This window comes from Pseudomonas frederiksbergensis (genome assembly GCF_035751725.1).
GTDB lineage: Bacteria > Pseudomonadota > Gammaproteobacteria > Pseudomonadales > Pseudomonadaceae > Aquipseudomonas > Aquipseudomonas frederiksbergensis_A.
Genome location: NZ_CP142104.1, coordinates 3,429,123 through 3,453,302, shown reverse-complemented (window position 1 = coordinate 3,453,302; position 24,180 = coordinate 3,429,123). Strand labels below are relative to the sequence as shown.

At 60.0% G+C, this 24,180-nt stretch carries 24 protein-coding genes and 3 pseudogenes; 14 read left to right on the top strand and 13 right to left on the bottom strand.

Features of this window, described 5'->3' with window-relative positions; all coding sequences use genetic code 11:
- The first annotated feature begins 19 nt into the window (after positions 1-19).
- Together VQ575_RS15215 and VQ575_RS15210 are read left to right on the top strand one after the other, a co-directional pair.
- Complete coding sequence (locus VQ575_RS15215; RefSeq protein ID WP_325917862.1) at positions 20-676, top strand: HAD family hydrolase; 657 nt, start codon at positions 20-22, stop codon at positions 674-676.
- A 46-nt stretch (positions 677-722) separates the two neighbouring features.
- Entirely contained in the window at positions 723-1,211 is a 489-nt protein-coding gene (locus tag VQ575_RS15210; RefSeq protein ID WP_008146530.1) for an Lrp/AsnC family transcriptional regulator, read from the top strand.
- Positions 1,212-1,382: 171 nt separating this feature from the next.
- Here VQ575_RS15210 and VQ575_RS15205 read toward each other — a convergent pair whose 3' ends face one another.
- Both VQ575_RS15205 and VQ575_RS15200 read right to left on the bottom strand, forming a co-directional pair.
- Entirely contained in the window at positions 1,383-3,062 is a 1,680-nt protein-coding gene (locus VQ575_RS15205) for an HAD-IIB family hydrolase (RefSeq protein WP_045156235.1), read from the bottom strand.
- Positions 3,063-3,095: 33 nt separating this feature from the next.
- The gene (locus VQ575_RS15200; protein WP_411829894.1) at positions 3,096-3,242 is read right to left on the bottom strand and encodes a hypothetical protein; all 147 of its coding nucleotides are present in this window, start codon (positions 3,240-3,242) and stop codon (positions 3,096-3,098) included.
- Between the two features lie 311 nt (positions 3,243-3,553).
- On the opposite strand from VQ575_RS15200, the gene VQ575_RS15195 reads away from it, so the two are divergent.
- The 4 genes and pseudogenes from VQ575_RS15195 to VQ575_RS27260 all read left to right on the top strand — a co-directional run.
- Complete coding sequence (locus VQ575_RS15195; RefSeq protein ID WP_325917861.1) at positions 3,554-4,444, top strand: universal stress protein; 891 nt, start codon at positions 3,554-3,556, stop codon at positions 4,442-4,444.
- Positions 4,445-4,498: 54 nt separating this feature from the next.
- Positions 4,499-5,203 carry a phosphoribosyltransferase gene (locus VQ575_RS15190; RefSeq protein WP_045156237.1) on the top strand — a complete coding sequence of 235 codons (705 nt, stop codon included), beginning with the start codon at positions 4,499-4,501 and terminating at the stop codon, positions 5,201-5,203.
- A pseudogene (locus VQ575_RS15185) lies at positions 5,196-5,555 on the top strand (dienelactone hydrolase family protein); the annotation flags it as partial. The gene VQ575_RS15190 and the pseudogene VQ575_RS15185, both read left to right, overlap by 8 nt.
- Before the next feature lie 15 nt (positions 5,556-5,570).
- A pseudogene (locus VQ575_RS27260) lies at positions 5,571-5,690 on the top strand (group II intron maturase-specific domain-containing protein); the annotation flags it as partial.
- 149 nt (positions 5,691-5,839) lie between these two features.
- Here VQ575_RS27260 and VQ575_RS15180 read toward each other — a convergent pair.
- Together VQ575_RS15180 and VQ575_RS15175 are read right to left on the bottom strand one after the other, a co-directional pair.
- Positions 5,840-6,202, bottom strand: coding sequence for a DUF5064 family protein (locus VQ575_RS15180; RefSeq protein ID WP_325917860.1), 363 nt, complete (start codon positions 6,200-6,202; stop codon positions 5,840-5,842).
- 68 nt (positions 6,203-6,270) lie between these two features.
- Positions 6,271-6,372: pseudogene (locus tag VQ575_RS15175) on the bottom strand (carbamate kinase); the annotation flags it as partial.
- 412 nt (positions 6,373-6,784) lie between these two features.
- Between VQ575_RS15175 and ppk2 the strand changes: the two are divergent.
- Complete coding sequence (gene ppk2, locus VQ575_RS15170) at positions 6,785-7,606, top strand: polyphosphate kinase 2 (protein WP_039589665.1); 822 nt, start codon at positions 6,785-6,787, stop codon at positions 7,604-7,606.
- An 85-nt stretch (positions 7,607-7,691) separates the two neighbouring features.
- Here ppk2 and VQ575_RS15165 read toward each other — a convergent pair whose 3' ends face one another.
- The 4 genes from VQ575_RS15165 to VQ575_RS15150 all read right to left on the bottom strand — a co-directional run bounded on the left by VQ575_RS15165 (position 7,692) and on the right by VQ575_RS15150 (position 14,426).
- Positions 7,692-9,125 (bottom strand): efflux transporter outer membrane subunit, encoded by a 1,434-nt coding sequence (locus VQ575_RS15165; RefSeq protein ID WP_039589666.1) that lies wholly within the window; start codon positions 9,123-9,125, stop codon positions 7,692-7,694.
- A 1-nt stretch (position 9,126) separates the two neighbouring features.
- On the bottom strand, positions 9,127-12,336 hold the full coding sequence (locus VQ575_RS15160) for an efflux RND transporter permease subunit (protein ID WP_325917858.1): 3,210 nt from the start codon (positions 12,334-12,336) through the stop codon (positions 9,127-9,129).
- Positions 12,333-13,532: an efflux RND transporter periplasmic adaptor subunit gene (locus VQ575_RS15155; protein ID WP_459213868.1), complete on the bottom strand. Its 1,200-nt coding sequence runs from the start codon at positions 13,530-13,532 to the stop codon at positions 12,333-12,335. The genes VQ575_RS15160 and VQ575_RS15155 overlap by 4 nt, the downstream gene beginning before the upstream one ends.
- 213 nt (positions 13,533-13,745) lie before the next feature.
- Positions 13,746-14,426 (bottom strand): MarC family NAAT transporter, encoded by a 681-nt coding sequence (locus VQ575_RS15150; protein WP_045156245.1) that lies wholly within the window; start codon positions 14,424-14,426, stop codon positions 13,746-13,748.
- Between the two features lie 339 nt (positions 14,427-14,765).
- On the opposite strand from VQ575_RS15150, the gene VQ575_RS15145 reads away from it, so the two are divergent.
- The 7 genes from VQ575_RS15145 to VQ575_RS15115 are packed head-to-tail and all read left to right on the top strand — an operon-like array spanning position 14,766 to position 21,102.
- A complete protein-coding gene (locus tag VQ575_RS15145) occupies positions 14,766-15,443 on the top strand; it encodes a thermostable hemolysin (protein WP_039589671.1) in 678 nt (225 codons plus the stop codon).
- Positions 15,433-16,914: an AMP-binding protein gene (locus tag VQ575_RS15140; RefSeq protein WP_325917857.1), complete on the top strand. Its 1,482-nt coding sequence runs from the start codon at positions 15,433-15,435 to the stop codon at positions 16,912-16,914. Before VQ575_RS15145 ends, VQ575_RS15140 begins: the two co-directional genes overlap by 11 nt.
- Positions 16,911-17,585: a TenA family transcriptional regulator gene (locus VQ575_RS15135; protein ID WP_325917856.1), complete on the top strand. Its 675-nt coding sequence runs from the start codon at positions 16,911-16,913 to the stop codon at positions 17,583-17,585. Before VQ575_RS15140 ends, VQ575_RS15135 begins: the two co-directional genes overlap by 4 nt.
- Positions 17,572-18,381, top strand: coding sequence for an SDR family oxidoreductase (locus VQ575_RS15130; protein WP_039589677.1), 810 nt, complete (start codon positions 17,572-17,574; stop codon positions 18,379-18,381). The genes VQ575_RS15135 and VQ575_RS15130 overlap by 14 nt, the downstream gene beginning before the upstream one ends.
- Positions 18,378-19,022: a tetratricopeptide repeat protein gene (locus VQ575_RS15125; protein WP_039589679.1), complete on the top strand. Its 645-nt coding sequence runs from the start codon at positions 18,378-18,380 to the stop codon at positions 19,020-19,022. Before VQ575_RS15130 ends, VQ575_RS15125 begins: the two co-directional genes overlap by 4 nt.
- Positions 19,023-19,033: 11 nt before the next feature.
- Positions 19,034-19,696: a response regulator gene (locus VQ575_RS15120; protein ID WP_325917855.1), complete on the top strand. Its 663-nt coding sequence runs from the start codon at positions 19,034-19,036 to the stop codon at positions 19,694-19,696.
- On the top strand, positions 19,693-21,102 hold the full coding sequence (locus tag VQ575_RS15115; RefSeq protein WP_325917853.1) for a sensor histidine kinase: 1,410 nt from the start codon (positions 19,693-19,695) through the stop codon (positions 21,100-21,102). The genes VQ575_RS15120 and VQ575_RS15115 overlap by 4 nt, the downstream gene beginning before the upstream one ends.
- Here the strand turns inward: VQ575_RS15115 and VQ575_RS15110 are convergent.
- The 5 genes from VQ575_RS15110 to VQ575_RS15090 form a co-directional block, all read right to left on the bottom strand.
- Entirely contained in the window at positions 21,088-22,167 is a 1,080-nt protein-coding gene (locus VQ575_RS15110) for an ArsO family NAD(P)H-dependent flavin-containing monooxygenase (protein WP_325917851.1), read from the bottom strand. The two genes, VQ575_RS15115 and VQ575_RS15110, sit on opposite strands and share 15 nt — an antisense overlap.
- 95 nt (positions 22,168-22,262) lie before the next feature.
- Complete coding sequence (locus VQ575_RS15105) at positions 22,263-22,451, bottom strand: YgaP family membrane protein (protein ID WP_039589685.1); 189 nt, start codon at positions 22,449-22,451, stop codon at positions 22,263-22,265.
- 13 nt (positions 22,452-22,464) lie between these two features.
- Complete coding sequence (locus tag VQ575_RS15100) at positions 22,465-22,884, bottom strand: DUF6691 family protein (protein WP_039589687.1); 420 nt, start codon at positions 22,882-22,884, stop codon at positions 22,465-22,467.
- A gap of 2 nt (positions 22,885-22,886) precedes the next feature.
- The gene (locus VQ575_RS15095) at positions 22,887-23,321 is read right to left on the bottom strand and encodes a YeeE/YedE family protein (RefSeq protein WP_039589690.1); all 435 of its coding nucleotides are present in this window, start codon (positions 23,319-23,321) and stop codon (positions 22,887-22,889) included.
- 42 nt (positions 23,322-23,363) lie between these two features.
- On the bottom strand, positions 23,364-24,167 hold the full coding sequence (locus VQ575_RS15090; protein WP_325917849.1) for a sulfite exporter TauE/SafE family protein: 804 nt from the start codon (positions 24,165-24,167) through the stop codon (positions 23,364-23,366).
- Positions 24,168-24,180 lie beyond the last annotated feature (13 nt).

Here is a 24,180-nt window from a genome sequence, read left to right as displayed (position 1 = left end):
ATCATGGGAGGCGACACACATGCACCTGACTGATTATCGTGCGCTGCTGATCGATTGCGACGAAGTTTTGGTGGATCGGGACTCCGGTGTCTGGACGGCCCTGCAACCCTTGCTCGACAACCATCCGGGCCTGCCAGGCAGGGACGCGGTGTTGGCGGAATTCGACGCGGCGGTGCGCGGGCTTTATCCGCGTTTTTCCGAACTGGGCTTCAGTGGTTTATTGTGCTTTGCCCATCGTCAACTGGCAGAGCGTTTGGGCCTCAAGGTCAGTTGGGAGGAGGGCATGAGCTTTGCCCGCTCGGCCTGCAATTGGTCGCTGTTCGAGGACGCGCCCGGTGCCATGCTGTACCTGCGCAAGTTCTACCGGTTGCTGGTGTACTGCGACCGCGATGCCGAGGATCGCGACCAGCTCTGCGAGCGTTTGGGGATCCCTCCCGAGGACCTGCATTCGCGCGCCAACAATCCATTGGAGGATGGAGCATGGCTACAGGCGAACAAGCTCAAGCCTGAGAACATCATGCAAGTATCCCGGCCGCCGGCACAACCGCCAAAGTCAGCGGGTCTTTGCCTGATCCGCCGTGGCCATGAGCCTGATAATCAAGAATATTTTGCCGATTTCTACATCACCAGCATGGCCGACCTCGTCGCTCAGCATCAGCTATCTTTGCGCCGTTGAATTTGCTAAAACCGCTGTCAACCTGAAGACAACCGAGGGGTACCCGATGGAAGGTTTAATAAAACTAGACCGAATTGATATCAGTATCCTTGTTGAACTTCAAAAGGACGGTCGAATGACCAACGTCAGTCTGGCCGATGCCGTGGGGCTGTCATCCAGCCCATGCCTGCAGCGAGTCAAGCGGCTTGAGTCGGCGGGTTATATTTCCGGCTACAGGGCTCATCTCAATCTTGCCAAGATCACTGACTCGGTCACGGTCTTCACTGAAATCACGCTTAGCGACCACAAGCGGGAAGACTTCGCCAAGTTCGAATCCAATATTCGCTTGGTCGATGAAGTACTGGAGTGCCATTTGATCAGCGGGGGTTACGATTACCTGGTGCGCTTCATGACATGCAGCATCCAGCATTACCAGGAAGTGATCGAAGGGTTGCTGGACAAGAATATCGGCATTTCCAAGTACTTCAGTTACATTGTCATCAAATCCCCTGTGCTCAAGGATGGGGTTCCGTTGCGTAGGTTGTTGCGCCACTGACGTCGCTTTCGATGCCAGGCTCGAATTCCGGTTGATGCAGCCCAGGCCCAGGATCGGGACTGGCAGGCGGCTAGTTTTATTTGATTTTGAACATAAGCTCTAGCCGCTTGAGGAACTGTTCAAGCGCAATCCGGAGCAGCGCGCTTGACCCCGGATGCGAACGGCATGCCGCTAAAGGTGGTAGCGCGATTGCACCCATAGTTTGATTTGCTCCAATGCTTTGTTGGGGGGCAGGGTGCTGTCCGTTTCAATGAGGCGTGTCTTGTTGGCAAGCACATCGTCTCGGATCACATGGCGGAACCAGCTGGAAAAATCGCCGGCCTTCATATGTTCGCCAAGAGCGACATCGGACAGTTGCATCGAGAGGGACAGGAACTCCGTCAGGTTCGCGGCACTTTTGCCCAGGGTTGGAAAGTGAAACGCATGCCATGCGCCTACATTTCCCGAAACGTACTTGCCGCTGTGACGATGGTGCTTCTGGTCTGGTTGGACCTGGTCGAGCAGCAGCACTTGTTCGCCTTTTCGTACGTTCCACAGACAGGCATGTTCCAGGCCTGATGGACGCTCTGGGAAGGCGGGCCAGCTATGCGATATGCGTTTGGCGAACTGTTCGACCAGTTGCCGGGCAGTGCTGCCGAACGTGACCAGCACGTCGACCTCCTCAAGGAGCGCCGGGCATATTTGATCGAAGTTCAGGGCAACGATGATGGCCCCCATGTTGCCGAGAAAGCCGGGAGGCCAATTGGCACAGTGGGGAAGCATGTAGTGTGCTTCGTCCACGATCAGCCAATAGGGGCGGCCCGAAACGTTGCGAAGATGCTGAATTGCGGGCAATAGCTCGCCAAACAGTTGCACACGCGCCGCCGGATCCAGGGCCAGGGCGTTGACCACAACGTTAAGCCGCGCCTGTAGCAGCAGTTGCACCGACTCCTCGGTCGTCGGGGGCACGGTCAGGCCACCCACCGTTACCGCGTCATCAAGGGTCAGATAGTCGCCCTCTGGATCAATGATGCAGAAATCCTGTCGAGCCTGGACCATTCGCTCTGTCAGCCAGGTAATGAAACTGGATTTGCCGGAGCCCGAATTGCCAACGACCAGCAGCACCGACTCCGCAGGCAGCCAGGCCTTGTTCGCATCAGCGGTCTGGCCCAGCGGGATCCCGGTGCGCTCGATGGGCACCAACGCGGCGTCTTTATCCAGCAGCATTTCCACCAGTTCGCAGACCCCGTCGCCATGGTCCTGGCTGAGGCACACGTCCGCGCTGGACTTTATCGAGGCAATGGCATTGTTCACGGCCGCGGCACAGCCACAGATCGATAAAAAAGCGTGGTCGTTTTCCGCATCACCCACGCCCACTACGTTCAACTCACAGATGTCCAGTCTTCGCAGAGCAGCGCTCAGCCCTGACGCTTTGTTCACGCAAGGAGGCAAGATCATGATCGCGTCCTTGTTGAACGTCATCTGCCACTCCAGGCCGAGTTCGCGGATGCTGCTGATCACCGTGTTTTCAAATGGACGCCACGTGGCGATGACTGATCGGCCGACCGACAACGGCGAGACCCCTTTATCACGTAGGCTGGCCACCAGTTCAGTCGACGCTCGATCAGCGATGAGCTCTTCGGTGTCCGTGACGGGGTCGTACAAGAGCGCGCCGTTTTCGACGATCACCAGGTCAAACAGGTCAAGGTGTGGAAACTGGTGCTTGAGCGCTTGCAGTTCCCGGCCGGTCACCAGAAGCAACTTGCGTCCGCTCTCTTTCAGGCGCGTGAGCGCTGCACAGACCTGCGGTGGGACATTGCCGTTTTCGGCAATGGTCCCGTCAAAGTCCATTGCCAAGGCTAAGAAGTGCATGCTGTTTCCCGGCTTGGTTTAATCGGGTTTCGTCTATTCGTCGCGTGTCCAGCGGATGCTCACCCCATATTTATCGCCGCTGTATCGAGTCGCGGCCTTGTGCGCCATAGCCTGCAGCACGTCATCCAGCTCTTTGCTGTCATACAGGCGCACCCGCTGACTGGCCAATAGGATCGTCATCGCCTTTCTCCTGTCCGTAGACCATGGGTTATGTACCCAAGGTAATCCGGTTGCCACTGACGAGATTGACATTGATCAATCGCGGTCCAAACAAAGGCCGGTGATTGACGAGGGCGAACCGCCAACCCGTCCTGACACGCATGCGCCGTTGAAGGCCTGGTCGACGAAAGTCATTGATATATATCAACGCCACGATTGCCCTGACAGAGGATGGTGAACCTACAACGAAGGTGCCCGTTGCAGCGGCAGATACGACAATGGCCCGCGGTGATAGGTAGTGAACAAACGTGCCAGTTCCATGGAGTCCGACCATGAGCCAGTATCAACGGTTATTGCTGATCATCAACCCGGCCCTGCGCCACTCCCATGCCCTGGGACACGCTGGGGCCCTGGCCAAGGCCAGTGGTGCGAGCTTGCACATCGCCGCGTTGATCCCTTCCTGGAAACTGTTGTCACTGCTCGAAGAAGGTGACCGGGAGCAGGCGCGCGAAGGCTACCTGCAAGACCATCGCGATTGGCTCAAGAACCAGGCGAATCACCTGCGCGACCGAGGCATCGAGGTGACCACGGAGGTGACCTGGGCCGATGACATGCAGCAAGACATTCTCGATCACGTCACCGAGATGCAGCCCGACTTGCTGATCAAGCAAGTGCAGCACGAGTCAGCGTTCAAGCGGGCTTTTTTCACCCCCCTGGACTGGCGCTTGCTGCGCCATTGCCCGGTACCGGTGTACCTGCTGGGTGAAAGCGACCATCCTTTGCCCCGCAAGGTCGTGGCTGCGGTCGATGCGTCCAGTACCCTGGCGCAGGACAACGAACTCAATGAGCGGATCATCCAACAGGCATGCGGACTCGCCATCCAATGCGATGCCGAGTTGCACTTGCTGTACGCCTGCGACATCTCGATGGTGTACATGGGCGATATGGGCGGCGGCGGTCTAGCGCTACCGGACCTTGGCGAGCAGTTGCGCAAAGAACAAGAAAAGTCCTTTTTCGATCTGGCTGACCGACATGGCGTGGCCGCTGACCGCCGTCACTTCATTGAAGGGCACCCTGTCGCGGTGCTGAGTGCATTTGCCGATGAACAGCATATGGACGTGATTGTGATGGGCAGGGTCCAGTCCCATGGCCTGGAGAAACTTTTGGGCAGCACGACCGAACATACCCTGTACCGGGTAACTTGCAGCGTCCTGGCCATCTAGCGGTCAGGATCGTCCATAGCGAACCGACAGGCACCATCGTCTCAGGAGGTTCCCATGATTCAGAGCCCCTCATTGCAAACCACTTTGCCGAACCGTGTCGAGGCCGGTCGGCGACTGGTCGAGCCCTTGTTCAAATATGCCAATAGACCTGACGTCATCATCCTGGCCTTGCCCCGTGGTGGCGTCCCGGTGGCCTATGAAGTCGCGACGGCCCTGAATGTACGGCTGGACCTGATGCTGGTGCGCAAACTTGGCGTCCCGTCGCACCCTGAATTTGCCATGGGGGCCATTGCCAGTGGTGGCATACAAATTCTCAACGACGACACGCTGCGGGTGCACCCGATCGACCGCGCCAGTTTCGATGCCGTGGTCGCCCGGGAAACGCAGGAATTGTCGCGTCGCGAACAGCTGTATCGGGGTAATCGCCCGGCCTTGCAGCTCAAGGACCAAGTCGTGATCCTGATCGACGACGGCCTGGCAACCGGTTCCTCCATGATGGCCGCGGTTCATGCGGTACGCGTGCAGTCCCCGGCGCGCATCGTTGTCGCGGTGCCGGTTGCTCCGCTGGAAACGGTCGAGGCGTTGCGCAGCGAAGTGAATGAAGTGATTTGCCCGCTCATTCCCGAGTGGATGATGTCGATCGGTTATTGGTATTTGGATTTCGCCCAGACGTCGGACGAAGAAGTCATCGATCTCATGCACCAGGCCTGGCAGCGGGAAGCGGCGAGCGGTTGCACGACGGAGCCTCCTGATGCTTGAACCTCAATCTCGATCCATCGACCTGCCAGGCGTCGAGTTGTCGGCCGATCTGCGTTTGCCGGCGAGGACCCAGGCCCTGGTGATCTTCGTCCATGGCAGTGGCAGCGGCCGTACCAGCCCACGTAATCAATACGTGGCCGATTTCCTCGCCCGTCGTGGCTTGGGTTCACTGTTGTTCGACCTGCTCACGGAGTCGGAGCAGCGCATGGACAATCTGACCGGGGAGTTGCGTTTCGATATTCCCTTGTTGGCCAGGCGCCTGATCCAGGTGATCGACTGGGCCGGCCGCGACCCTGGACTGCGCGCGCTGCGGATCGGTCTGTTTGGCGCCAGCACCGGTGCCGCCCCAGCCGCGGCAACCTTACGTGGCGGATGCCCATGGTGGAACTCGGGAGCGTCACATATGAATCAGGCGCTGCCAAAGAAACGGTGGGATCGGCTTGGACTGGTCTCGATACTGGATACGATCAACGGTTTATCCGCATAACCTGAACCGCCGTATACGGAACCGTACGTACGGTGGTGTGAGAGGACGGCGGCTGAGAGGCCGCCTCCTACTCGAATCCCGGAAAATTGCCGCGGCGTTTGATGCGCTGGCGGCTTGAGCGCTTTCTCATCACCCGACTTGATAGCTCCTCACTCCAAGTGCTCAGGTTTGACTGGATCGCCTGATTTCATGTTCAACTGCCTGCGGACATCTTCGAACATGGCGTCGTAATCCTTGTGCATCGAGCCGATGCTACTCATTGTCTTAGGGATGCCGTATTTCTCGGCAACTTGCGTTACGTTCCTGGCGAAGTTGTAGGCTTGATCTTTGGGCAGGTAAAATGTTTCGCTGAATTCCTTTCCCTGAATGCTGCCGTGCATTGTGAAGTGCATCCCTTTGCCTTCCTTGGGGTGCTGCATGACTTCATAATCGATACACACGTCGTAGCTGACATCGTCAGTGTTTAACGCATGACGCTCGATGTGCAGATGACCGGGCTCGAACTTAGCCATTTCGTCTCTCCTATGGAAAGAAAACTCTGAACAGGGGTAAGGAAGCTGCCCCTGCGTGTCGTTTGCTGATAACGGATCCCCGTCGCAGCGATACTCACACGCGTGCCGGCGTTACCCTGCACGATTGCTTCAATGTCCGACAACGACCCGATCACCGCGACCTTGCCGGTATGGTGTGGTCCTTGGCGGTGGCGAACATGAGCTCCGCGCACAGCATGACTCCAGAGCGGAGAAGTGTGAATGCAGGTTAGCTTCGCTTGCTGCTCACTCAACTGACATGGATCAAAGTCTGGTAATGCGCTGATTAATCACTTGCGACCTCAATAGGGTCGGGCCGCCCAATTACATATTGAAAAGCCCCGCCCGGAGACGCGGGTTGACGCGAAAATAAACCCAATGCTTTCGAACAAAAAACCCGAGAAACGCCACGCCCGTTCGACAATCAGTGGCGGCAAAGTTATTTGAATCTACACTGAGGTAGACCCGTATAGCCCGGTTCTACAAGCCAGTCATGCCTCGGGATGATACGAGTTGCCGAATCAATTCATCAAAAGTCAGGCCCTTGAATCCCAGAGGTTTGGTATGGCGAAAGGCAAGAGAGTTTCCCGTTTAGACGATACCGCCGCGAAAACGAAACTGGCGAATAAAGACTACTTCGCTGAACTTCGCCGCTTGCATGTCAAGCTGGTGGAGTTACAGGAATGGGTGAAGCAGGAGGGCATCAAGATATGTATCGTCTTTGAGGGGCGTGATGGTGCAGGGAAGGGTGGGACAATCAAGGCACTCATCGAACGCGTCAGCCCACGTGTCTTTCGTGTGGTGGCGTTACCGGCACCAACCGATCGAGAAAAAAGCCAGATGTATGTGCAACGTTATTTGCCGCACTTGCCCGCAGCGGGTGAGGTGGTGATCTTCGATCGAAGTTGGTACAACCGCGCAGGCGTCGAGCGGGTAATGGGATTTTGCACCAAGGAGCAGGTTGCAAATTTCTTAAAAACAACGCCGAACGTCGAGCGTGCAATCGTCGATTCAGGTGTCATCCTGCTCAAGTATTGGCTGGAAGTCAGTGAACAAGAGCAGACACGCCGGCTCAAGGCCAGGATCAAGGATGGACGTAAAATCTGGAAGCTGACCGGCATGGACCTCAAGTCGTACAGCCGCTGGTACGACTACTCTCGTGCTCGTGACGAAATGTTCAAGGCGACTGACACAGAACACGCCCCCTGGCGGGTGGCTGATTCGAACGATAAGCGCCGGGCGCGCCTCAACATCTTGACCGACTTGCTCAGTCGAATCCCCTACAAGAAAGTGCCGAGGGGAAAAGTATCCTTGCCCAAGCGGCAGAAACCAGGCGGCTATGAAGAATCGGATTATCCGATCAAGCGAATTCCTGAAATATTCTGACAGGTACCCTCGCGAATCAAGTTCAACCTACAGCCGCCCTGGGTAATAACGGTCCCGCTAACTTTTCGTTGGAGAGACTGGTTTGTCAGCGTTGTCCCTGCACATCGGCAGCTGTCAGCTTATCCGCCTCGGTCACCCAGCCGCCGCCGGTGGCCTTGTAGATATCAATCATGGATGTAAAGACCGAGCTCCGGGTGCGTGTGTAATTTAGCTCGGCGTCAAACAGACTGCGTTCTGCGTCCAGCACCTCGATGTAGCTGGTGTAGCCGTTGTCGTAACGCAGCCGTGCATAGTGGGCGTAAGTGCGCAGTGCCTCCACCTGGCCCGCCTGGAACGCCATCTGTTCGCGAGACTTGCTCGACACTACCAAGGCGTTCTCGACATCGCCGAAGGCTGATTGAATGGCTTTCTGGTACGTCAGCAGGGCTTGTTGCTGGAAGGCTTCGGCTTGTTGGACCTGCCCTGCGATGCCACCGCCAGTGAAGATGGGCAGGCTCGCCGCGACGCCATAAGACCAAGTGGCCGCGGGCCCGGTAAACAGGTTCGAAAGTTGGTTGCTGACCGAGCCCAGCAACCCGGTCAGGGAGATGTTCGGGAAATATTGGGCCTTGGCCGCCCCGATCTGTGCGTTCGCGGAAATCAGGTTCAGCTCGGCCTGACGCAAATCCGGACGGCGTTCCAGCAGGCTTGAGGGTAAACCGGCAGGCACTGACGGCACGGTCAGTTGCGCCAGGTCGCGTCCGCGCAAGATCGGGCCTGGATTGCGCCCTATGAGCACGGCGAGCAAATTTTCCTGCTGCGCGACGAGAGGTTCAAATTGCGCCACCGAAGCCAGCGTCCGCTGGTATTCGGACTGGTTTTGCGCCAACTCCATTTCGGAGATCGTGCCGGCGCCATAGCGCAGTTTGAAGATCTCGTAGGAATCACCACGCGCCTTAGCTGTCGTGCGGGCAATTTCCAGTTCCCGGTCCAGCCCACGTAGCGTCACGTAACTCGTCGCCACGGACGACACCAGGCTGAGTATGACGCTACGGCGCCCTTCTTCGGATGCAAGCAAATCGGCACGTGCGGACTCATTGAGGCGCCGCAATCGTCCCCATACGTCGAGTTCCCAGTTCATGCTGAGAAGGGCTTGATAATTGTTGAACACCGGGTCGACCGACGAGTCCAGGGGCACTGGGCCATTGTCGCGTGGTGATCGGCTGCGCTGACCTTGCGCACCCAACCCGACCTGGGGAAAGTACAAGGACCTGGCCTCACCGTAGCGCCCTTGAAATTGCTCGACGCGCGCGGCAGCGATCTTGATGTCCTTATTCTCAAGCAAGGCGCTTCGGACCAGCTCATCCAACACCGGGTCCTGGAACTGTTCCCACCACAGCGCGTTGGACAGGTTTTTCGCTTCCTTGTCCGCATAACGGTAGGCCATCGGGGTGTCGATGTCGGGACGTTCATAATCCGGGCCTACCAGGCAGCCCGCCAGGCCCAGGCACAGCAGTATCGAGAGAGAGGGCTTGTGCATGTCAATCGCGCTCCTGCCCGTGGCTTGCTGAACTGCCCGAGACCTGTGCGGGTGGTGCCGATAGCGCCGGTTGAGCGGCCGTTTGGGCACTGTCTTTCTTCCCGAACATCCGCTCCGCCAGGTAGTAGAACAGCGGGATGAAAAAGATTGCGACCACCGTCGCTGCCAACATCCCGCCGATGACACCCGTACCGATTGAGTGACGGCTATTTTCAGATGCGCCGACGGCAATTGCCAGCGGCACGCAGCCGAGAATGAACGCCAGCGACGTCATGACGATAGGGCGTAGACGTTCCTTGGCGGCGGTCATCGCGGCGTCATAGGCCGACATGCCATTTTCCCGGTTGAGGACCGCGAACTCGAAGATCAGGATGGCGTTCTTGGCGGCGAGTGCCACCAACATGGTCAAGCCGATCTGGAAGTACACGTCATTGCTCAGGCCTCGGATCAGTACGGCGAGGAGGGCACCGAACAGGGCAAAGGGCACAGCGAGCAGCACCCCGATGGGCAAGGACCATTTTTCGTACTGGGCGGCCAGTATCAGGAACACCATCACCATGCCGAAAATAAAGACCTGTGACGAGGCACCGCCGCTCTTTTTCTCTTCGAACGCCTCGCCACTCAAGGCCAGCGAATAATCATTGGTCATGATCTCTGCGCTGATTTCTTCCAGCGCCTTGAGCGCCTGGCCGGAGCTGTAGCCAGGGGCGGCATTGGCGGTCAGCTTGACCGCCGGGAAGTTATTGAAACGGGTCAGCAGGTCGGGGCCCGTGACGTAGCGGGTAGTCAGCACCGCCTTGAGTGGCACCATTTCCCCGTTTCTGTTGCGCACGTAAATCTCTTGCAGGTCTTCGGCCTTGAGGCGATAGGACGGTTCGGCCTGCAGGATGACCTGCCACAGCCGGCTGAACTTGTTGAATTGTGAGACATAGAGCGAGCCGAACATGGTTTGCATGGCGCTATAGACATCTTCCACTGGCACGCCGAGGCTCTCGGCTTTTTCGCGGTTGACATCGACCATCAACTGGCGCGAATGAACGTTGAAGGTCGAGGTGATGGGACCGAGCTCCGGGCGCTCCTTAGCCTTCGTCATGAGCGCGCCGACCACTTCGGACAACTGGTCGAGGCTCGCGTCGCCCTTGCTCTGAATCCACACCTCCATGCCGCCGGTGGTGCCCAAGCCAGGAATCGACGGAGGGTTGACCGGCAGGATGATGCCTTCCTGAACGGTGGAAAAACCATGAGCGGCTTTTTGAAGGACCGCCGGGGCGCTTTGCTGCGCAATGGTGTCCGAGTCCTTGTAGCGTCCTTCGAAATCCTTGAAGCCGACGAAGAACGCGGCGGCATTGTTCTTGTTCTGCCCATCCAGCAGGCTGTAGCCGTTGACGATGGCGACGCCTTCCACGGCCTCATCGTTCATGAAAAAATCACTGGCCACTTTGCCGACTTCGCCGGTTCGGTCGAGGCTGGCAGCGTCAGGCATGATGATCGCGCCCAGCAGATACCCCTGGTCCTCGGGGGGCAGGAACGCGCTGGGTATGCGCTGCGCCATCAACAGGATCAACACGATCATGCCCGCAAAGAGCAACAGGGCCAGTAAGAAGCGTTTGATCATGAACGCAACAGCGCGTGAGTAACCCTCGGTCATGCGCTCGAAACTGCGTTCGAACCAACGAAAGAACGCATTTTTTTTACCGTGCTGCGGCTTGAGCAGCACGGCAGCGAGCGCTGGAGACAGGGTCAGGGCAACCAGGCCGGAAATCACCACGGAAATGGCGATGGTGATTGCGAACTGCTTGTAGAGTTGGCCGGTTATGCCACCCATGAACGCTACCGGGATAAACACCGCGCACAGTACCAGTACGATGGCCACCACCGGACCGGCGACTTCGTCCATCGCCCGCTTGGCAGCGTCCTTGGGCGTCATCTTGTGGACGTGCATGTTGCGCTCGACGTTTTCCACCACCACGATTGCGTCGTCCACCACGATACCGATGGCCAGTACCATGCCGAACAGCGTCAGCATGTTCACGGAGAAACCCAGGGCTGACATGCCGATAAAGGTACCGACGATTGACACCGGCACCGCAATCACCGGAATCAAGGTGGCGCGCAAGCTCTGCAGGAAGATGTAGACCACCACGACCACCAGCACCAGTGCTTCGAAGAAGGTATGGATCACCTCGGAGATCGACGCGCGTGTGAACGCCGTAGTGTCCATCACAATTTTGTATTCGATGCCCTCGGGGAAGGTTGCCTTCATGTCTGCGAGGGTTTTGGTGACTGCTGCCGAGACGTCCAGCGCGTTGGCCCCGGGTTGTTGATACACCGCAATCAATGTCGCCGGCTTGCCTTGGTAGGTGCTGCGCAGCGAGTAGTCCTTCTGGCCGAGTTCCGCGCGGCCAATGTCTTTGAGACGCACGAGGGCAGCCCCTTCACTGCTCGCGCGCAGAATGATGTTTTCGAACTCCGCAGGCTCGGTCAGGCGTCCCTTGGTGGTCACGGCAAACGATTGCTCCACGGCAGAGCCCGTTGGCGACTGACCGACGCGTCCTACGGCAAATTGCTGGTTCTGGTTGGCCACGGCGCTCTGCACATCGGCGGCGGTGATGCCCAACTGGGCCATGCGATCGGGTTTGAGCCAGATCCGCATGGCGTAGTCTGGCGTGCCGAAGATGCTGGCCTGGTTCGCGCCAGGGATACGCTTGATCGCATCGAGGATATAAAGATTGGCGTAGTTGGCGACGTAGGTGCTGTCATAGCGGTCGCCCGCCGAGTACACCGCCAGCACCATCATGAACGCCGATGATTTCTTCTGCACTTGGATGCCCTGGCTCTGCACGGCGGAGGGCAGTTGAGGCAAGGCCAGGTTGACCCGGTTCTGTACGTCCACCTGCGCCAGGGAAGGATCGGTCCCGATCTCGAAAAATACGTTGAGGGTCATGTTGCCCGTCGCTGAGCTCGACGAGTTCATGTAGATCATGTTGTCCGCGCCGTTGACCTGCTGCTCGATGGGCGCTGCCACGTTGTTGGCCACGACCTGGGCATCCGCACCGGGATAGGTCGCCGCCACTGTTATCTGCGGCGGGGTGATATCTGGATACTGGGCGACGGGGAGCTGGAGCATGGCCACGGTGCCGGCCAGGGTGATGATGATCGAGATGACTGAGGCGAAAATCGGCCGCTCAATGCAATAGTGGGAAATGCTCATGGGCTGTTACCACTGGTTGCACCGGCTTCTATCGAATTGGCGCCGGCAGCAGGCGGTTCGACGATTTTCAGTGCCCCCCCCGACGTCACCCTCAGCGCACCATCGACCACGATGCGCTCGCCGGCGCGCAGGCCCTTGCTGATAATCCAGTCTTCACCTTGCCACTCGCCGACTTCGACGACCCGTTGCTCGGGTTTATTCTCGGTATTGACGACCCAGACGAAGTGGCTCTTCGCGCCCTCCAGCACGGCCTTCTGGGGCACCAGGATAGCGTTTGGCCGGGTTGCGCCTTTGGCCAATGCGCGCACGAACTGGCCAGGGCGGAGCAGGCCCTTCGGGTTCGCGAGCACCGCCCGGACGAGAAAGGTACCGGTTTCCTGGCTGTATGAAGGCGCCAGGAAACTCACCTTGCCGCGTTCGGGAACCACGGTGCCGTCAGCCAACACTATTTCCACGATAAAATCGCTGCGAGGTGGAAATATCAGGCGTCCGGCAGCAATTTCATTGCGGTATTTCAGGGTTTCGTTTTCCGAAAGACTGAAGTTGACGTACATCGGGTCCATTTGTGATACGGACGTCAGCAGTCCTGATTCGCCGGGTGTGACGTAGCTGCCTTCCTGTTTCCTGGCATCGCTCGAAAGACCGTTGAGAGGCGAGGTGATGGTGGTGTAACTCAGATTCAGTTGCGCCGTGCGCACTAAACCTTCGGTGGCGAGTACGGCTGCCTTGCTCTCACGCTCCGCGCCGACGGCGTTGTCCAGGTCCATCTTGCTGACCGCGTTCTGCGCGGCCAGCGGCCGGACGCGGGCGAGGGTGGCCTTGGCCACTTCCCAGCGTGCTTGTTGCTGGGCCATTTGCCCCTGAGCCGATGCCAACGCTGCCTCAAACGGTTTTCGGTCCATCTGAAACAGGATTTGCCCGGCTTTCACCACATCGCCTTCGGTGTACAGCCGCCTATCGAGGAACCCCGCGACGCGCGCGCGTATCTCCACTTCGCGAGAACTCTGGGTTTGCGCAACGAACTCCAGGGTCACAGGCGTATCACGCGCGGTCACCGTCATGACGGTGACGTTAGGTGCTTGGCGAGCCGGGGAAACAGGCTCTTTACCGCAGCCACCCATTAGGCTCGAAAGCCCCACGAGAAGCGCAACCGGGACACCAACACGCTGCCTGACAACAAATGCTCTGATGCCCATGTCGACGCTCCGTCGCGCTATCCTCGAACACAGCGTAGTCACGATATCTGGGCAGCGCGAACCCGCAAGCAAAGACGGCTTCGATCGCCATGCCGACCGCACGACCGAACGCTCTCACGGACTGTTAAGTTATTGATAAAACCGTGAGGACGGGCGCAGTAAACGCGTCGCAGTCTCGCGTATGGGAAACGTGGCTGCGTCTCTCCCACCGACCTACGGGAGGCGCAGCCGAGGAAGATTTTGATCGATGAGTGTCTGTGCGACTTCCACCGAGCCATTGATAGCAAACTGTGCGCCCATGCATACAAGCAAGAAGCCCATCAAGCGTGAAATCGCATCGATGCCCGAGGCGCCAGTGACCCGCATGATGATTCCTGACCCTCTCAAACATAACCAGAGGATAAGGGCGGTGAAGAGAAAAATCAGTGGAGGCGCTGTTACCAATACCCAGGCCGGAAAAGACGTGCTGTGCTTAATCGTCGCTGAAGCGCTTATGATCATCGCGATTGTCCCAGGGCCGGCAGTGCTGGGCATGGCTAGCGGGATGAAGGCAAAGTTGGCTGTCTCCGGCGTGCCGTTGCTGGAGGTCGGGGTCGAAGGTTGCGAAGGCGGCGGAAAAAGCATCTTCAAGCCCATCACAATAAGTATCCCGCCACCGGCCATCCGCAAGCCGGGTATGGAGATACTGAAAATTTTCATGATGAACTCACCGATGTAGTAGGTGAGCGCCATGATGAGAAATACATAAAATGATGTCAGGAACGCCTGTTTGTTCTTTTCACGCTGGTTGAGTCCTTTGCTTAAAGCGAGGAACAGCGCCACGGTGGTCGGCGGGTTGATCAGTGGCAGAAGAGCCAGCAGCCCAAGTGCAACGGCGTTAACTAGATCTGCCATGTCGAAACCTCTCTGGGCGCGAATCCCTGATAAAGCAGCGATGAGCCTGGAAGATGAGGGTAGACCAGTCTCAGAAGGATTGTTCGACGCCCAATAGCGTCGTCCCATGTGCGCCTCGGTTGGCGCGGCAGTACCACGCAAGCCAGCCAAGCGGTTCCCTATCGTGGTGCGTGTAAATCCCACGGACCGTAACCATGACGCTTCACTTCGCCTCGCGCGCTAAGCACCACTCCCGGGGATAGCGACGCGCAGACTGCCTGCCGGGTATTCCATCTTCAGACTTCATTAAGAAACGGGTTCGATACTTCTCCCCAACAACCCAGGGGAGAACGTCGGTCCATGCCCGATTTCGATTGGAACATTCAATTGCCACTGGCCTTCGGCGACGTTGGCCAACCGCTCCGCCATTTGCACCGGGGACTGCCGGCGCACCCCCGGCGTGCCGAGCTTGAAGCGTTTATCCAGCAACGTTTCCGCCAGGTCCACGGTGCTGATATCCGGCATTTCATGCCCGAGCTATTCGGACTCGATGATGCGCATGGCATGCTCTGCGCTGTGGCTGGGGTGCGCCGCGCCGCCCAAGGAAGGCTGTTTCTGGAGCGTTATCTGGACGAGCCCATCGAACCCTTGATCAGCGCCGCGGCCGACCGCCCGGTGGACCGCGCTGGCATCGTCGAGGTGGGCAACCTGGCCGCCAGCGACACCGGCAGCGCTCGGTTGAGCATCATCGCGATCACGTATCTGCTGGCCATGGGCGGCCTGGAGTGGGTCGCGTTCACCGGCAATATCGGCCTGGTCAACAGCTTTCATCGCCTGGGCCTCAAACCCGTCACCTTGTGTCCCGCCGATCCGCAGCGCCTCGGTGAGGAGCGCCACCTCTGGGGCCGCTATTACGAAAGCCGGCCGTGGGTCCACGTCGGAAACATTCGCGCCGGTTTCATCCATCTGCGCAATACCGGTCTGTTCAGTCGGCTGGGGTTGCCAACGAACCTCGGAGAAACCTGCGATGTCGCCTGAAATGCAGCGGTTCAAGGATACGTTGCGCGGGCATGCGCAGCGGCGAGGACACGCCATCGCGTTGTGGGGCGATGGTTCGCAGCTCGACTACGCAACGCTGTATTCGGAAGTGGTGTACCGCCAGCACCGTCTGCGGGAGGAAAACGTCCAGGTCGTCGCCCTGGCCCTGGACAATGGCATCGACGCCGTCCTCTGGGACCTGGCGGCGCTGTTCGAAGGACTGACCTGCGTCTACCTGCCGGGTTTTTTCAGCCAGGCTCAACGTCGCCATTGCCTGGAGCAGAGCCAGGCTGAGCGAGTGATCGCCGAACCGGCGTTCGACGCCGAACTGCAAGCCGCCGGATACCAGCACAGCGGCGAGTTCTGGCGGCGGCATTTCGACGGCCCGAGTCGTTTGCCGGCGGGCACGGCCAAGCTGACGTTCACCTCCGGCACTACCGGGACGCCGAAAGGGGTCTGCCTGGGCGCCGAGAGTCTCCTGCGGGTGGCCCGTGAACTGGAGCAGGCCAGCCGCCCAGTCGAGACCAGGCATCACCTGGCCTTGCTACCACTGGCCGTTCTGCTGGAGAACCTTGGCTGCTATGCGGCGTTGTATGCCGGGGCAATGCTGAGCGTGCCCAGCCAGGAACGCCTGGGCATCCAGGGCGCCAGCGGAGTCGACCCTACACGGCTGCTGGGATGCCTGGCCGAGCGCCGGGCGCATAGCCTGATCCTTGTGCCGCAACTGCTGTTGGTGCTGGTTACGGCCGCTGAACGGAAGATGTTCAACCCGCACACCGTCCGCTTCGCCGCCGTTGGCGGCGCACGGGTGTCCCACGATTTGTTGCAACGGGCCCAGCGCCTGGGCCTGCCAGTATTCGAAGGCTACGGATTGTCGGAATGCGCCTCGGTGGTGTGTCTCAACCGGCCGCAGGGCCATCGGGCCGGCAGTGTCGGCCAGCCGCTGCCCCATGTGGAGGTGCGTCTGGCCGAGGATGGTGAAGTCCTGATCAAGGGCTCGAACCTGCTGGGTTATCTGGGTGAACCCATGCACACCGGCGAATGGTGGCCCAGCGGCGACCTGGGTGATTTCGATGAAGACGGTTTCCTTTACCTGCGTGGTCGCAAGAAGCACCAGTTCGTGACCAGTTTCGGGCGCAACGTGAACCCCGAATGGGTTGAAGCCGAACTCACCCAGGGCGGTGCCATCGCCCAGGCCTTCGTCTATGGCGAAGCCATGCCTCACAACCATGCGCTGCTTTGGCCCACCCGCGCCGATTGCACGGATCAAGCGCTGGAGCTGGCCGTCGCCAAGGCCAACGACTTGCTGCCCGATTACGCACGTGTCCACCGCTGGACACGTCTGGATCAACCTTTCACTACGGCCAACGGCCTGCTCACCGCCAACGGCCGTCCGCGCCGCGAGGCCATTGTCGAGCAGTACCGGACGCTGCTCACCGATCCCGTTCTGTCCGAGGAATCCCCATCATGAGTTTTTTCGACACCTTGCAAGAAGCGACACATCACGAACGCCAGACGCTTTTCAACCTGCCGATCATCCGTGACGCCCTCGAAGGCCGGGTCAGCCTGGAAAGCTACCGCAGCTTTCTGATCCAGGCTTACTACCATGTGCGCCACACCGTACCGTTGATGATGGCGTGCGGGGCGCGCCTGCCGACGCGCCTGGAATGGCTGCGCAAGGCCGTGTGCGAATACATCGACGAAGAATACGGTCATGAGCAATGGGTGCTGGATGACATCGCCGCCTGCGGCGGTGACAAGGACACGGTGCGCAACGGCCAACCGTCGTTGCCCATCGAGCTGATGGTCAGTTACCTCTACGATCTGATCGCCCGAGGCAACCCCGTCGGCCTGTTTGGCATGGTCAATGTGCTCGAAGGCACCAGCATTGCGTTGGCGACCCACGCTGCCGACAGTATTCGCCGGCACCTGGAACTGCCGGCCAGTGCGTTCAGCTACCTCAGCTCCCACGGTTCCCTGGATATCGAGCACATGCAGACTTATCGCGCCCTGATGAACAGGCTGGACGATGCGGCGGACCAGGCGGCGGTGATCCACGCCTCCAAGGTGGTGTACCGGTTGTACACCGACATGTTCCGGGGCCTGCCTCGCAATGGGGAGCCGGACCATGCGCCTGTGTGACGCGCGTGTCGTGCTGACCGGGGCCAGCGGTGGGATCGGCCTGGCCATCGCTACCGCGCTGTGCGCCAGCGGGGCACGGGTGCTGGCCGTGGCGAGGCATCGCGAAGCCTTGCAGCCGCTGATCGAACGCTACCCGCAGCACGTGTGCTGGGTGGATGCCGACCTGACTTTTCTGGCTGATCGACGCAAGGTGCTGGCCGCCGCCGAAGCCATTGGCGGCATCAACTTGCTGGTCAATGCCGCCGGTGTGAATCACTTCGCCATGCTCGAACAACTCGACGACAGCGAGATCAACGCCATGCTGGCGCTGAACATCAGCGCGCCGATCTGCCTGACCAAACTGCTCCTGCCACTGCTCAAGCAAGCTGATAACGCCATGGTGGTCAACGTCGGTTCGACTTACGGATCGATCGGCTACCCGGGATATGCCAGCTACTGCGCCAGCAAGTTTGCCTTGCGCGGTTTTTCCGAAGCCTTGCGCCGGGAGTTGGCCGATACCCGCGTCGGCGTGCTCTACGTGGCGCCACGCGCCACCCGCACCTCCATGAACAGCCCGGCCGCCGACGCACTCAATCGTGCACTCAAGGCCAACGTCGACGACCCGCAAACCGTCGCGGCCGCGGTGATCCACGCGATCATCGGCGACCGTCGAGAGTTGTATCTGGGCTGGCCTGAACGCTTTTTCGTCGGCCTCAACAGCCTGTTGCCCAACCTGGTGGACCGTGGCCTGCGCAAGCAACTGCCGCTGGTCCGTCGTTTCAGTCACAAACCCGAGAACGAGCACCTCAAGCCATGAAAAAAATCCTCGCTTGCCTGTTGATCGGCGCCTTGAGCCAAAGTGTCTGGGCCCTGGAAGCGGCTGACCAGCAACGCCTCAGTGACATCCAGCAGCGCTGGGCGCACATTCAATACGAATTGCCCGAAGGCCAACGCGCCGATGCCTTCGAAAAGCTCGCCGCCCAGGCTTCGGCATTCAAGCAAGAGCGCCAATCGGTGGCCGAAGCGTGGATCTGGTCCGGCATCGTCAACAGCAGCTGGGCCGGGGCCGAAGGTGGGATCGGTGCGCTGGGCAAGGTCAAGGATGCCAGGAACGACCTGGAAAAAGCCCTGGCCCTGGACCCCAAGGCCCTGCAAGGTTCGGCCTACACCAGCCTCGGCGCACTTTATGACCGGGTGCCGGGCTGGCCCCTGGGTTTCGGTGATTCAGACAAGGCCGAGCAAATGCTCGCACAAGCCTTGCAACTCAACCCCGATGGCATCGACAGCCTGTACTTTTGGGGGGATCACCTCTACCGTCAGAAACGTTACAACGAAGCCAAGGCAGCGCTGCAAAAAGCCTTGCAGGCTGCCCCGCGGGCGGGCCGGGAGACGGCCGATGCCGGTCGTCGCAAGGAGATCGAGGCTTTACTGGTGCAAGTGAACAAGCAACTGAACTGACCGGAGCGCGCGTGCGTTTATTACTGATCGAAGATGATGTGGCCTTGGGCGAAGGCATCCGTCAGGCGCTGACCCGCGAAGGCTATACCGTCGACTGGGTCCAGGACGGCAGCAGCGCGCTGCATTCGCTGCTCAGTGAAGCGTTCGACCTGGCGGTGCTGGACCTCGGCCTGCCCCGTATGGACGGATTGCAGGTTCTGCGTCGCTTGCGCGACAGCGGCTCCAACCTGCCAGTATTGATCCTCACCGCGCGGGACGCGACTGAGGATCGCATTGCCGGGTTGGACGCCGGTGGCGATGACTACCTGATCAAACCCTTCGACCTGGCGGAGCTCAAGGCCCGGCTACGGGCCTTGTTGCGCCGCAGTGCCGGTCGCGCTCAGGCGTTGATCGAGCATGCCGGCATCAGCCTGAACCCTGGCACCCAGCAAGTCAGTTACCAGGGCAGGCCGGTTGCCTTGACCCCCAAGGAGTATCAGTTGCTCCATGAGCTGCTCTCGCCGCCGGGCCGGGTCATGACCCGCGATCATCTGATGCAGTTGCTCTACGGCTGGAGCGAAGAGGCCGAGAGCAATACGCTGGAAGTACACATCCATCACTTGCGCAAGAAATTCTCCAGCGACCTGATCCGTACCATTCGTGGTGTCGGTTACCTGGTGGAGGAGCGCCGATGAGTTCGATCCGGCGGCGGACCCTCACGTTGATTCTCGGCCTGCTGTTCCTTGGCCTGTTGATCATCACCGTGTTCAACCTGCATGACAGCAACCACGAGATTGCCGAGGTCTACGACGCCCAGTTGGCGCAAAATGCCCGGCTGCTGCAGGGCGTCATGCGCATGCCGATGGCGAGCAAGGAGCACGCCGAGCTGTACCAGGCGTTCAATTCGACGCTGGGTCAAGCAGAGCCTAAAGTCGACGGTCATCCGTACGAAAGCAAGATTGCGTTCCAGGTCTGGAGTTCTCAGGGAGCGGTGTTGGTTCATACGGCCAGCGCTCCGTCGTTCACCGCGCCGCCAGTGGTGCCCGGTTTCAGTGACGTCGTGGACCAGAAGGGCCGCAAGTGGCGGGCATTCGTCCTCGACGATGAGCAATACGGCTTGAAGATCTGGGTCGGTGAGCGCGACGACGTGCGCGCCGACCTGGTGGATCGTATCGTCCGTCATACCGTCGTGCCCAACCTGATCGGCAGCGTGATATTGGCCGTGGTGATCTGGCTGGCCATCGGCTGGGGCCTCAAGCCGCTGGTCGATATGGCGGCGAAATTGCGCGCCAGGCATCCCGGCTCCCTGGAACCCTTGCAGCTGATGCCGCTCCCTACGGAGCTTGAGCCCATGCAGGCAGCGCTCAATCGTGTGTTGGCGCAGATCCAGGAGGTCATGGGACGTGAGCGGCGTTTCATTGCCGACGCTGCCCACGAAATGCGTACGCCGTTGGCGGTGCTGCGGGTGCATGCGCAGAACTTGATGGAGGCGGGGAGTGAGCAAAATCGTCGCGAGTCCCTGGAGCATCTGCTCGCCGGGGTTGATCGCACCACCCGCCTGGTCAATCAGTTGCTGACCATGGCACGGCTTGAACCGCAGGGAACTGCCGAGGCGCCTGCACTTAACGACCTGGCCGCCACGGTTCGCGCGAGCCTGGTACAGATGACGCCTTGGTTGTTGAGCAAAGGACTCGAGCCGGTGCTCGACGTCAGCGATGATATCGGGCTGGTTCGAGTCGATCCCGTGGCCATCGATATTGCCTTGAACAACCTGGTGACCAACGCGGCGAATTTTTCCCCTGCCAATGGCACGATCACCATAAGGCTGCGTCGCAAAGGCGACCAATGCGAACTCTGCGTCGAAGACCAGGGGCCAGGCATCGACGAGGCCGAGCGTGAGCGGCTCTTCGAACGCTTCTACAGCCGCGGCAATGACCAGGGCGCGGGGTTGGGCCTGACCATCGTACGCACCATCGCCGATCGCCTGGGCGGACAGATTCGTTTGGAGAATCGCCCCGAAGGCGGGTTATGCGCGACCTTGGAAATGGGCGATGTCCAGGCTTGCCAAGCCTCTGCCGAGGCAGCTTCAAACAGAGGATGAACTGCCGAGAAACGCGGCGATTTCGCTGGCCGTGCTGCGTGCCGTGCGTGTCACGCCGATCAGCGTGGCAGAGGCCGAACCTGTCCACTCGCCGTAACCCACCAGCCACAGCCTGGGCTCTCGTACCGAACGGGTGCCTTGCACATCGACGCGGCCTTCGTCATTGATCACGCCCAGGGTGTCCAAGTGGCCCAGCGCGGGCTTGAAGCCGGTGCACCAGATCACCACATCCACCGCTGATTCATGGCCGTCGGGCCAGACCACTCCGTTGCGCGTGAAGCATGTGAATGGTCGGACAGCCCTTAGGACGTCGCGCTCGCGTGCTTCGACAACCGGCGGGACCATGACAATGTCTCCCAACCCACCCACCGGTTGCTCGATGGTCCGGCCCTCTTGTTGGGCTTTCAGGCGTTCGGTGGCGCGTTCGAACAACACCCGTCCGTCGACGTCATCAGGCAGGAACAGCGGTTCGGTGGGCGTCACCCAGGTGGCCTCGGCAACTTTGGATACCTCTGCCAGAATCTGCGCGCCCGAATTGCCGCCGCCCACCACCAGGACTTTCTTGCCGGCGAAAGGGGTAGCCTCGACATAGTCCGCCGAATGCACTTGCTGGGCGGTAAACATCGCCGCACCGGGGTAATCAGGGATGTAGGGGTTGCTCCAGGTGCCCGTTGCACTGACCACGACCCTTGCATTCCATTGCCTGTCCGGAGCATGGACGCGCAGGCCTGTTTCTGTCCGCTCCACACGAGTGACCTGCACTGGTCGCACCACGGGAAACTGGTAGCGTTGTTCATACCGCTTCAGGTAATCCACAACATGGTCACGCGAAGGATAGCCCTCCTGTGCGGGGGGCATCATCCAGCCGGGAATCGAGCTCCAGGTCGCCGGAGAAAAGAGCCGCAGCGAATTCCAGCCATGGCGCCAGGCACCTCCGGGTTCTTCCTGGGCGTCGAGAATGACGAACGAGAGCGGCGTGCGCCGCAGGAAATAGGCCACCGCCAGACCGGCCTGGCCCCCACCGATGATGACAACATCATACGTATCGGGCTGTGGGCAGGGCATGGCAGTGTCTCCTTGGGGCGAGGGTGTCTGTTGCAAGACTCCGAGGGCGGCTTGCAGGGTCAACGGCCGTTCCAGGAGAAGGGCCGTAGCACGCCTCAGCAACGTTTGCAGGTCTTGATACCCAACAGCGAATAGATCGGACAGAAACGCATGAAACCGGTGGCCAATGGCACCAGGCCAATCCAGCCCCACGCGCCGATCAAACCCGTCAGGCTCAGGATGATGAGGGCAAGCCCCGCGGCGATACGTGCGCCCCGGTCAATGGTTCCAATGTTGGCTTTCATGGCAATCTCCCGATCAATGGACGCGCCGGGTTTCCAGCGCGGTGAACAACAACATGCCCGCCAACATGGCCAGCATGAATACAAAGGCTTGCCAGTGTCCGGTCAGCAGGATGGCCACGGCGGGGCCAGGGCAGATGCCGGCGATGCCCCAGCCGATACCAAACACCAGGCTGCCGCCAATCAGGCGTGGGTCCAATTCACGCTTGACCGGCAACTGCATGGGACTGCCCAGCAGCGCATGAGTCTGTTGGCGCGCCCAGGCCAGGGGGACGATGGCGGTGCCAATCGCCCCGATCATCACCAGCGCCAGGGACGGATCCCAAGTGCCGGCCAGGTCCAGGAAGCCCAGTACTTTTTTCGGATTGGCCATGCCTGCCAGGAGCAGCCCGAAGCCAAAGAGCAGGCCGGCGACGAATGCCGTCAGTTTGCGCATGTTCAAACCCCCATCACGTGACGCAGGACAAATACCGTGACGAAACCGCTGAGCATGAAACACCCCGTGGCGACCATCGAACGCGGTGAAAGGCGCGATAGGCCGCACACGCCATGACCACTGGTGCAGCCCGAACCGTAACGAGTGCCAACCCCCACCAACAGGCCTGCGACAGTGAGGCCGAACCAGCCGTTCTGGAACTCGATCGACGGCAAGGTGGCAAACACGCCCCATAACAGCGGCGCGACCAGCAGACCCAGGAGAAACAGGGCTTTCTCGCCCAGGCCTTCGCTGCCACGCTGCAACAGGCTGCCGATCAGCCCACTGATGCCGGCGATCCGGCCGTTGGCGACCACGAACAGACTGGCCGCCAAGCCGATCAACATGCCGCCGGCCAGGGATGACCACGGCGTAAAGTTGAGCCAGTCAATATTCATCAGCGTTCTCCGCTACACATCGTTGATATTGCACTACGCGATTCAACCCAGGGCTTTTACCAGCAGCGCGGCCGCGACGAGCGTGGACACAAAGGCGAAGCCTCTTTGCAGATAGGGTTCCGGCAACCTGGCAGCAACCAGGCGCCCGCCGAGCATGCCGATGATCGCACCTATGGAAAAGGGCAACGCTATTGACCATTGCAGGTGGCCCATCGCTGAACTCGCCAGCACCCCTGACATGGAAACCAAAGCGATGACGGTCAGCGACGTGGCGAGCACCGACTGCGTGGTCAAATTGGTGTAGCGCTGGAGCGCTGGAACCATGACGAATCCACCGCCCACCCCGAGCAGCCCGGAAAGCACCCCGGCGACCATGCCTGAAGCCGTGAGCGCCCACGCACATGGGCCGGTCCAGTTCAGCTTGCCGCGATGTTCGTCCAGGACACAGGGCGGCGGCTTGCGCGCGACGGATGCCTTGGCCCCGACGCGGGCGGGCAGTGTTTTTTGCAAGGCCCGGAACGCCACGTACATCAGCAACAAGGCAAACAGGATCGTCAACGGACGATTGGGGGTGCGCTGCGCCAACCAAAGGCCCAGCGGCGAGCAGATGACCCCCGCACTGGCCGTCAGCAGTGCGGCCTTGTAGCGCACGATGCCGTTGCGCAGGCCCATCACGGCGCCCAAGGTGGCGGCCAGGCCCACCGCCAGCAAACCAATGGGGCCGGCTTCGGCCATGCTCAAGCCCACGCCAAAAACCAGGAACGGGACGGCGAGTATGCCGCCGCCGGCCCCGGTCAGCGCCAGGATCACGCCCACCGCAAAGCCCAGTACCAGGACGGTAATCATCTCGGTCTCCTGG

Bases quoted from the DNA above. Each gene is read 5' to 3' on its own strand.
- VQ575_RS15215 (WP_325917862.1), top strand. From the start codon at position 20: ATGCACCTGACTGATTATCGTGCGCTGCTGATCGATTGCGACGAAGTT.
- VQ575_RS15210 (WP_008146530.1), top strand. From the start codon at position 723: ATGGAAGGTTTAATAAAACTAGACCGAATTGATATCAGTATCCTTGTT.
- VQ575_RS15205 (WP_045156235.1), bottom strand. From the start codon at position 3,062: ATGCACTTCTTAGCCTTGGCAATGGACTTTGACGGGACCATTGCCGAA.
- VQ575_RS15200 (WP_411829894.1), bottom strand. From the start codon at position 3,242: ATGACGATCCTATTGGCCAGTCAGCGGGTGCGCCTGTATGACAGCAAA.
- VQ575_RS15195 (WP_325917861.1), top strand. From the start codon at position 3,554: ATGAGCCAGTATCAACGGTTATTGCTGATCATCAACCCGGCCCTGCGC.
- VQ575_RS15190 (WP_045156237.1), top strand. From the start codon at position 4,499: ATGATTCAGAGCCCCTCATTGCAAACCACTTTGCCGAACCGTGTCGAG.
- VQ575_RS15180 (WP_325917860.1), bottom strand. From the start codon at position 6,202: ATGGCTAAGTTCGAGCCCGGTCATCTGCACATCGAGCGTCATGCGTTA.
- ppk2 (WP_039589665.1), top strand. From the start codon at position 6,785: ATGGCGAAAGGCAAGAGAGTTTCCCGTTTAGACGATACCGCCGCGAAA.
- VQ575_RS15165 (WP_039589666.1), bottom strand. From the start codon at position 9,125: ATGCACAAGCCCTCTCTCTCGATACTGCTGTGCCTGGGCCTGGCGGGC.
- VQ575_RS15160 (WP_325917858.1), bottom strand. From the start codon at position 12,336: ATGAGCATTTCCCACTATTGCATTGAGCGGCCGATTTTCGCCTCAGTC.
- VQ575_RS15155 (WP_459213868.1), bottom strand. From the start codon at position 13,532: ATGGGCATCAGAGCATTTGTTGTCAGGCAGCGTGTTGGTGTCCCGGTT.
- VQ575_RS15150 (WP_045156245.1), bottom strand. From the start codon at position 14,426: ATGGCAGATCTAGTTAACGCCGTTGCACTTGGGCTGCTGGCTCTTCTG.
- VQ575_RS15145 (WP_039589671.1), top strand. From the start codon at position 14,766: ATGCCCGATTTCGATTGGAACATTCAATTGCCACTGGCCTTCGGCGAC.
- VQ575_RS15140 (WP_325917857.1), top strand. From the start codon at position 15,433: ATGTCGCCTGAAATGCAGCGGTTCAAGGATACGTTGCGCGGGCATGCG.
- VQ575_RS15135 (WP_325917856.1), top strand. From the start codon at position 16,911: ATGAGTTTTTTCGACACCTTGCAAGAAGCGACACATCACGAACGCCAG.
- VQ575_RS15130 (WP_039589677.1), top strand. From the start codon at position 17,572: ATGCGCCTGTGTGACGCGCGTGTCGTGCTGACCGGGGCCAGCGGTGGG.
- VQ575_RS15125 (WP_039589679.1), top strand. From the start codon at position 18,378: ATGAAAAAAATCCTCGCTTGCCTGTTGATCGGCGCCTTGAGCCAAAGT.
- VQ575_RS15115 (WP_325917853.1), top strand. From the start codon at position 19,693: ATGAGTTCGATCCGGCGGCGGACCCTCACGTTGATTCTCGGCCTGCTG.
- VQ575_RS15110 (WP_325917851.1), bottom strand. From the start codon at position 22,167: ATGCCCTGCCCACAGCCCGATACGTATGATGTTGTCATCATCGGTGGG.
- VQ575_RS15105 (WP_039589685.1), bottom strand. From the start codon at position 22,451: ATGAAAGCCAACATTGGAACCATTGACCGGGGCGCACGTATCGCCGCG.
- VQ575_RS15100 (WP_039589687.1), bottom strand. From the start codon at position 22,884: ATGCGCAAACTGACGGCATTCGTCGCCGGCCTGCTCTTTGGCTTCGGG.
- VQ575_RS15095 (WP_039589690.1), bottom strand. From the start codon at position 23,321: ATGAATATTGACTGGCTCAACTTTACGCCGTGGTCATCCCTGGCCGGC.
- VQ575_RS15090 (WP_325917849.1), bottom strand. From the start codon at position 24,167: ATGATTACCGTCCTGGTACTGGGCTTTGCGGTGGGCGTGATCCTGGCG.